The sequence below is a fragment of the Synergistaceae bacterium genome, from assembly GCA_017444345.1.
In the GTDB taxonomy this organism is placed as follows: Bacteria; Synergistota; Synergistia; order Synergistales; family Aminobacteriaceae; genus JAFUXM01.
Genome location: JAFSWW010000054.1, coordinates 1 through 8133, shown reverse-complemented (window position 1 = coordinate 8133; position 8133 = coordinate 1). Strand labels below are relative to the sequence as shown.

Here is an 8133-nt window from a genome sequence, read left to right as displayed (position 1 = left end):
TGTAGAAAATACGTTTTTGAAATTAAAACAGTGGCGAGGCATTGCAACCCGTTACGCTAAAAAATCATCGTCATTCATAGCTTCAGTTCAGATATGTGCAATGTTTATGTGGCTTTATATATTATGACGACACCGTCTAGTAGATGGGATATAGGTGTCAATAAAATAACATGTTTAACTTCGATTTTTTCTCAAAATTTTTCTAAGCTTAACATAAAACTATGATATAAAAGTAATAAAATTCTTTATTAAATTTATTAAATAATAGGCAAATGTTATGATTGACAATGATAAATAAGAATGTTATTTTAGCTTCAAATCATGAAATGAGTTTTAGTTTAGTATTGAATTTGTGTATATTTGATGCAGGATTTCTGCTGTGATTCTGTTTATTAATTATATTATATACATTTTTGACGTGCTTAAAACTATTAATCATTTCGTAAAATTTATCTTTGTCGGGCTTATATCCGGCTAATGAAAGCGAGGACTATCTTATGAAAAAATTTATTGCGTTTCTTTTAGTATTAGTAATGATGAGTTTTTCCTGTGTTAGTTTTGCGGCAGGTAAAGATGTCAAGGATCTAAAACTCGGCTTTATCTTAGGCAGCCGTGAACATGCTTTCTATCTTGAGATTGAAAAAGGTATTTTAGCAGCGGCCAAAGAAATGGGATTTACAGCGGTTGTGCTTGAGAGTGAATTATCCGGAGCTCTTGCTACAGAACGTATTGAAAGCCTCGTAGTTGACGGGATGGACGCTATTTCTCTTGCCTGTAATGAACCTGTCGCGTGTACTAATGCAATCGAGGCAGCTAATGCAGAAGGAGTCCCGATGTTCACATTTGACTGCACTTCAGAACTCACAAAAGTTATTAAGTGCTTTGTCGGTACTGATAACTATCAGGGCGGAGTCGTCGGCGGAGAAGCTACAATTGCAGAATTAGACAGACTCGGACTCAAGGAGGGCGCAACAGTAGGAATTATCGGTTATCCTGAGCCTCAAAGCTGCATAGACCGAGAAAACGGCTGGATGAGCGTCATGAATGCCAACAAGGATAAATACAAATTAAACATTGTAAATATCGGAAATTATCAGGGACAAGCCGATATAGCACAAAACTTAATGAGCGACGCTTTAATTAGTTATCCTGATATGGCCGTAGTCTTCACTGTCGGAGATCCTGCGTGTATAGGTGCTCTTGCTGCAATAAAGGCCGCCGGTGCAACTACAAAGATGATCGGATTTGACGCTAACCCCGAAGCACACAAGGCAATTCTTGACCCTGTTGACGGTAAATACTGGTTCGCAGACGTAGCCCAGAATCCTAATAAAATCGGTTATACAATCGCCGAAGAAATGGTGAAGTATTTAACAAAGGGTTCAGTTGATAAGCCAGTAATCTTGATCGCTCCGTATCTTGTTGACGCTTCAAATGCGGTCGCCCAGTAAATATAACTCGGTTATTTTGTGAATAATTAAAAGTTGTTTTGCCTCGCACCGAGCATGAAATTACTACAAAGGTACGGGGCAAATTTTTATATAATATAAAGGGGTGAATCATGTGCAACCTTGTTTACAAGCAATTCATATTTCAAAAGTTTTTCCGGGCGTTAAAGCACTAACTGACATATCGATTGACTTTTACCCCGGAGAAGTCCACGCTCTTATGGGTGAAAATGGAGCTGGGAAGTCTACATTAATTAAAATTTTATCGGGTGTCTATACTCCGACTGAAGGCAAAGTATTATTTAACGGTGAAGAACTTAATTTCAAGAGTCCCCGTGATGCCTTAGATCATGGAATAGCAGTTATACATCAGGAATTAAGCATCGCAAAAGATTTAACGGTTGCCGAAAATGTTTTCTTAGGTGAAGAGAAGGTCAACGGGCTTTTTCTCGATAATCGCAGCATGATTAAACGCACACAGGAATTGCTTTCTTATATGAAAATGGACGGGATTATACATCCAAATGACGTAGCTAGAGACCTGACAGCAGCACAGCAGCAAATGGTAGAGATAGCACGAGTCATAAATAAGAACGCAAAAGTCGTTATCATGGACGAGCCTACAAGCTCATTATCAGATCACGAAATTAACGCACTTTTTGAGCAAATTAGAGTCCTTAAGAGTCAGAATGTAGCAGTGCTTTATATAAGTCATAGGCTCAAGGAAATTTTTGAGATCTGCGACCGAGCTACAGTTTTGCGTGACGGCTGCTTTGTTCGGACTGACAAAATTAGCGAAATCAGCGAACATGATTTAGTTGCCAGCATGGTAGGCCGAGAAATTCAGGATTATTTCATTCACACTGAACACACACGCGGGGAAGAAATGCTCAGAGTCGAGGGACTCACACGTAAGGGCGAATTTGAGAACGTTTCTTTTACTGCATATCGCGGCGAAATTTTAGGGATTTCCGGACTCGTCGGTGCTGGTCGAACTGAAACAATGGAAACTATTTTCGGAGCTAGAATTCCTGACAGCGGACAAGTTTTTGTATCGGGTCAGCCTGTTCACTTTACGAGCCCTAAAGATGCTATTGCGAAAAAAATCGGCATGGTAACTGAAGATAGACGTACTACGGGGCTTATGTTGAGCGCAATGGTAAAAGATAATTCCGTGTTGCCGAGCTTAATTTATCACATGAAAAAATTCGGCTTTGCTGATGACAAATGGATTAATGAGGTCAGCACTGAATACAAGGATAAATTGCGGGTAAAGACTCCGACTATTGAGACTATAATAAGAAATCTATCAGGCGGAAATCAGCAAAAAATAGTCCTAGCAAAATGGCTCATTGCTGAATCACAAATTTTAATTCTTGACGAGCCTACACGAGGAATCGACGTTAACGCAAAATCTGAGTTCTATACTCTCATGAATAATTTTGTCGATCAGGGCGGGACTATCATAATGGTATCTTCAGAATTACCGGAAATTTTAGGAGTCAGCGATAGAATTCTAGTAATGTGTGAAGGACATATTACAGGAGAATTAAGCCGAGAAGAAGCAACCGAGACAAAAATTATGCAGCTGGCCAGCACTGTCAGCTCTTCACAGAATTAGACGAGGTGAATTAAATGTCAGAGAATACTATAAACAAGAATGCAGCAATGAAAAATTTTATCATGAGAAATATGGTAGTTGTTATACTTATTGCGCTAATAATCGGGTTCGGTGTGGGAACTTCAGGCAAATTTTTTAACATGGCAAATATCGTGAATCTCACTACGCAAATGGCCATTAATGCAATGTTATCGGCGGGACTCACTTATGTAATTATCTTAGGCGGTATTGATATTTCTGTCGGTTCAGTCGCTGCACTCGCCGGAGTAATCAGTACAAAAATTTCTCTCATGTTCCCGCAAATGAGTAACTGGGGTTCTATTCCCGTTTTGATTCTCCCTGCGATTCTTGTCGGAGTCCTTTGCGGAAGTTTCACCGGCCTAATGATTAGTAGATTCAACGTTGTAGCCATGATTGCGACTCTGGCAATGTTGACGGCTGCTCGTGGGTTATGCTTTATATTTTCAGGAGGTACTGCAATTTCAGGAATTCCTAAGGCTTATAGCTTTATCGGTGCGGGGCGCTGGCTAGTTACTGAGGGGAAGGCTACAGGCTGGATTCCAAATATAACAATCTTTGTTATTATAATGGTCGTGATAATGCATATATTATTAAGTAAAACAGTGTTCGGCCGTCATGTCTACGCAACTGGGAGTAATAGACAAGTCGCCCACTTGGCCGGAATTAACACAAAGAATGTAATTTTCTGGGGTCATGTACTTTGCAGTGTTGCCGCTGCTTTGGCCGGAGTCTTGAATGCCTCAAAACTTGCTTCAGGTCAGCCGGCTGCTTGTGATGGCTATGAGATGTACGCAATTGCTGCGACTGTCTTAGGAGGTACGAGTCTCACAGGCGGAAGCGGTTCAGTGGGCCGTGCAATGTTCGGAGTCGCTGTTATAGCAGTAATCAATAACGGAATGAATTTAATGCACGTTAATTCTTACTGGCAGAAAGTAGTAATCGGAGCAATTATTTTATTTGCTGTTATTCTCGACATGGCACAAAAGAAGACGAAAAATTAAGGAGAAATATATATATAATGCATTGGTTTAGTGATGGACGGGAATATTACGCCCGCAAATGGTTTACAGGAATGTTAAAAGCTCACCCTGGGCGATGGCGTTTATTTGACAGTCAAATTTCAAGCGCGACTCTATTTTCTTCGGATAATATTTCCGATCGTGTTGCAGTAATCATAAGCAGCGGAGGATCTGACGGCCCTTTTTCGCCCGGTTTTGTCGGTGAGAATTTAGCAGATGCCGTTGTTGTGGGCGCACCGTTCACAGCACCTAATGCCTATGCAATCTACGAAGCAGCAAAAGCCCTTGACACTGGGCGGGGAGTAATTCTACTTTATAATAATTTCATGGGCGACTATCTTAATAACGACATGGCCGAGGAATTATTACGCATTGAAGGACATCGGGCGGTTCAAATTCCTGTACATGATGATATGGGAATGGCTCGTGGAGAATCTCGTGAGAATCGCGGCGGGCGGTCGGGTATTGCGTTAATGACTCGTATTGCTGCGAGTGCGTCAAGGGCTGGACTCTCACTTGATGATATAGCGGCTCTGTTAAAGAAAGCTAATTCAAGAATGGCTACTATTTGCGTGAGTATCGACACAGAAAATAATATAGTAACTTTCGGGCGAGGATTCTCTGATGAGCCGGGATTCAAGACCGGGCAAATGGGAATGTCTGAAGCTGCACAAGAAACTATAAAACTTTTGACTGAAGATATTTCACCTAGAAATGACGAGCAAATTTTGTTAATGGTGAATCCCTTGAGACTGGCCGGCTATGATGAGGCTTATGTAATGGGCAATTATTTATATGATTCACTGAGCGCAAATTATAATATTCTGCGTATGAACGTGGGCGTATATATTCACATTTTAGACGGTTACGGATTCACTGTTACATTATTGAGTGCTGATTCAGAATTAAGGCCGTTCTTAGAAGGTGCTATAAATGGCGATGGATTCACGATTTAATAAGGAGTAATTATCATGAGATTTGCAGATACTGAAAAATTAAAGTCAGCCATGATTGAGGCCGCAAGAGAAATTATATCAGCTGAACCGGAATTGACTCGAGTCGACAGTGTTATAGGCGACGGAGATCACGGAATCGGAATGAAGACCGGTTTTAACGTACTTAGTAAGCAGTTATCAGAAAATAATTTCTCAAGTCCATATGATTTATTTCACTCGGTCGGCTTGTGTCTAGTAAAATCTATGGGCGGATCTTCCGGAGTATTATTCGGGACTCTCTTTATCAGCGGGCTTGACGAAATCAAGAATAAAGACTCCTTAAATGGTGTTGATATGGCCGCTTTTCTCACGGGTGGAATTCAGGGAGTTATACGACGAGGCCGTGCAAATCCCGGAGATAAAACAATGGTAGACGCTTTACTCCCTGCTCAGTCAGAAATGGAATCAGCCCTAAAATTAACGGATGACATCGGGCAAATACTCACAGCAGCCCATAAAGGAGCATTAAAAGGTGTAGAGTCAACAAAAAATATGGTGTCAAGACTCGGACGCTCGAAAAATTTTCGTGAACAAGTAATAGGCTGGCCTGACCCCGGCGCAATGTCAGTATCGATTTTATTAGGCGGTCTAGCAAATAACTTATCACGCGATTAAAATATATATATTTATATAAGGAAGGAATATTATTTCATGGCACTTGAAAAAGTAAGTACTATTCTCAAAATGGCCGATGATGCTAACACGTCTGCTATTGGCTTTAACTGTAATGATTACACTATGGCATATTCAGTCGTTGCTGTAGCTGAAGAGTTAAATAAACCTGCTATTGTAATGCTTTATCCGCCGGATAATTACGAGGGGAATTGCTGCGGGTTAAAGAGTTTTGCGGCAACTGTTCACGAACTCGCAAGTCAAGTTAAAGTTCCCATCGGTTTACATCTTGATCACTGCAGCGATTTTGATTATATTCTCCGTGCTGTTCAGGCAGGTTTTACGTCTGTTATGTATGACGGCTCAATGCTTCCCGTTGAAGAAAATATCAGATTAACAAAACGAGTTGTAGATGCTGCTCATGCTCTGGGAGCTGATGTTGAGGCAGAATTAGGCCATGTAGGTTTTGCGGCTAATCAAGATCAGGACGACAAGGATTTATACACAAAGCCCGAAGTTGCAGCCGCATTCTGTGAGCAGACAGGAGTAGATTCTGTTGCAGTCGCTATAGGAAGCGCACACGGTGTTTATCTCACAACGCCTAAATTAGATTTAACACGTTTAGACGCAATTAATTCAGCAACAAATACGCCGTTAGTGTTACATGGCGGGAGCGGGATTCCTCATGACCAGTTAGAAGAGGCTTTCAAGCGGGGGATTAATAAATTTAACGTCGGAACAGAATATTTCAGGCTTTATTATGACAGTTTACGCGAATATGCGGCAGAGTTCGGCGATAAAGGCAATATGCAGAAAATTCCCAGTTATGTACAAGAGCACATGAAGGCATATTTACGTCAGAAATTACAGCTCAGTAAATTTTAAATCAAGCTATAAATAATATATAATTGTCTCATTCATGCAATAAATAACTGTGAGTGAGGCAATTTTTATAAACAAGAATCAAGAAAGAAGGTTATTAGAAAATGGCAGAAATTATAACAATGGGCGAGTTACTTGTCGAAATCATGAGGCCAAGTGAAGATATACCGCTTTATAAGTCAGATTATTTCAGAGGCCCCTTCCCTAGCGGCGCACCGGGGATTTTCATAAGCACAGCGGCAAGATTAGGACATTCTACGGCAATTATAAGCGGAGTCGGACAAGATGATTTCGGCGAAAATATTTTACGAAGACTCAAACTTGACGGCGTTGATGTAAGCAGGGTGCTTATATCTGATAAAGGCAACACGGGAATAGCTTTTGTTACTTATTTTGCGGACGGTGAGAGAAAATATTTATTTTACATGGATAATTCACCGTGCATTATGGCCAAAGCTCCGGAGAATATGGCAGGCTTTGAAGACACAAAATTTATGCATGTAATGGGCTGTTCGTTGATGTCTGATATAAATTTTGCGGGTGAAATTCTTAAAACTGTAAACATGATGAGAGATAACGGCGTAAAAATCAGCTTTGATCCAAATGTAAGGCTTGAAATGTTACGCGATAAATCCGTGTTAAATATTTTGCAGGAAGTCTTTAATAAATCGTCAATACTTATGCCAGGCGTATCAGAATTAAAAATGTTTACAGGCATTGAAAATATTGACTCTGCTATAAAAAAAGTATTCGATAATCCCGCGCTTGAAATCTTAGTGTTAAAGAACGGCTCAAAGGGTTCACAGATTTATACGAGAAATGGACTCGAGGTCTCACAGCCGATCTATAAAGTTATACAGGAAGACGCAACGGGAGCAGGAGATAGCTATGATGCTGCTTTCATATGCGGAATCATTGAGGGGAAGACTTTAGAGGAATCTGCAAAGATGGGAGCTGCTGCAGGAGCACTAAATGCCGCCGCTTTTGGTCCAATGGAAGGAAAAATCACCCCCGCCGCAATAAAAAGAATGATTAGTTAATTAGTGCAATTCTTAGGGTAAAAGATATGACTTTATTTGGACAGTAAACTTTTTGTAGAATAACGCAGCAAATTTACATATTACATTATTTTTTGTTGCAAAAATTCGTTTGCAATATATTCTTAGTGTATCAATTATAGGCAGGGACTGTCAATAGTTTTGTGTAATTAAATTTTTACTCTGTCAGCTCCAAAGATAATGGCAAACTGATTTAACGCTAATCCCTAGTTGCGAATCGGCATTGTCCACTTTTTAGACGCTTTCTGGATTGCCAAATACATGATCTTCATAATTGCTTCGTCGTCGGGGAATGCGGCGCTGTTTTTCGTTACTTTTCTCAATGAGGCATTTAGATATTCAATTGCATTAGTCGTGTATATAACTCGTCTTATCTCGTCTGGATAGGCAAAAAATTCATTCAGGTCGTCCCAGTGAGCTTCCCATGAACGCTGAATCACTTGGATATTTACTGTTCCAGTTCTTGCCGAAATCTTT

General features: G+C 40.3%; 8 protein-coding genes. 7 read left to right on the top strand and 1 reads right to left on the bottom strand.

Going from position 1 to position 8133, the window contains the following annotated elements; translation table 11 throughout:
- Positions 1-497 precede the first annotated feature (497 nt).
- From IJS99_03555 to IJS99_03525, 7 genes are all read left to right on the top strand, one after another.
- Positions 498-1451 carry a substrate-binding domain-containing protein gene (locus IJS99_03555; GenBank protein MBQ7560898.1) on the top strand — a complete coding sequence of 318 codons (954 nt, stop codon included), beginning with the start codon at positions 498-500 and terminating at the stop codon, positions 1449-1451.
- Positions 1452-1563: 112 nt separating this feature from the next.
- Positions 1564-3069: a sugar ABC transporter ATP-binding protein gene (locus IJS99_03550; protein ID MBQ7560897.1), complete on the top strand. Its 1506-nt coding sequence runs from the start codon at positions 1564-1566 to the stop codon at positions 3067-3069.
- A 14-nt stretch (positions 3070-3083) separates the two neighbouring features.
- Positions 3084-4091: an ABC transporter permease gene (locus IJS99_03545; GenBank protein ID MBQ7560896.1), complete on the top strand. Its 1008-nt coding sequence runs from the start codon at positions 3084-3086 to the stop codon at positions 4089-4091.
- Between the two features lie 17 nt (positions 4092-4108).
- Positions 4109-5065, top strand: a complete 957-nt coding sequence (locus IJS99_03540) for a dihydroxyacetone kinase subunit DhaK (protein MBQ7560895.1) — start codon at positions 4109-4111, stop codon at positions 5063-5065.
- A 15-nt stretch (positions 5066-5080) separates the two neighbouring features.
- Positions 5081-5719, top strand: a complete 639-nt coding sequence (gene dhaL / locus IJS99_03535) for a dihydroxyacetone kinase subunit L (GenBank protein MBQ7560894.1) — start codon at positions 5081-5083, stop codon at positions 5717-5719.
- A gap of 36 nt (positions 5720-5755) precedes the next feature.
- Positions 5756-6601 (top strand): class II fructose-bisphosphate aldolase, encoded by an 846-nt coding sequence (locus IJS99_03530; GenBank protein MBQ7560893.1) that lies wholly within the window; start codon positions 5756-5758, stop codon positions 6599-6601.
- A gap of 101 nt (positions 6602-6702) precedes the next feature.
- Positions 6703-7638 (top strand): sugar kinase, encoded by a 936-nt coding sequence (locus IJS99_03525; GenBank protein MBQ7560892.1) that lies wholly within the window; start codon positions 6703-6705, stop codon positions 7636-7638.
- Between the two features lie 224 nt (positions 7639-7862).
- Here the strand turns inward: IJS99_03525 and IJS99_03520 are convergent.
- On the bottom strand, positions 7863-8133 hold a 271-nt coding region (locus IJS99_03520; protein MBQ7560891.1), incomplete at its 5' end, for a transposase.

Bases quoted from the DNA above. Each gene is read 5' to 3' on its own strand.
- IJS99_03540 (MBQ7560895.1), top strand. From the start codon at position 4,109: ATGCATTGGTTTAGTGATGGACGGGAATATTACGCCCGCAAATGGTTT.
- IJS99_03545 (MBQ7560896.1), top strand. From the start codon at position 3,084: ATGTCAGAGAATACTATAAACAAGAATGCAGCAATGAAAAATTTTATC.
- IJS99_03525 (MBQ7560892.1), top strand. From the start codon at position 6,703: ATGGCAGAAATTATAACAATGGGCGAGTTACTTGTCGAAATCATGAGG.
- dhaL (MBQ7560894.1), top strand. From the start codon at position 5,081: ATGAGATTTGCAGATACTGAAAAATTAAAGTCAGCCATGATTGAGGCC.
- IJS99_03530 (MBQ7560893.1), top strand. From the start codon at position 5,756: ATGGCACTTGAAAAAGTAAGTACTATTCTCAAAATGGCCGATGATGCT.
- IJS99_03555 (MBQ7560898.1), top strand. From the start codon at position 498: ATGAAAAAATTTATTGCGTTTCTTTTAGTATTAGTAATGATGAGTTTT.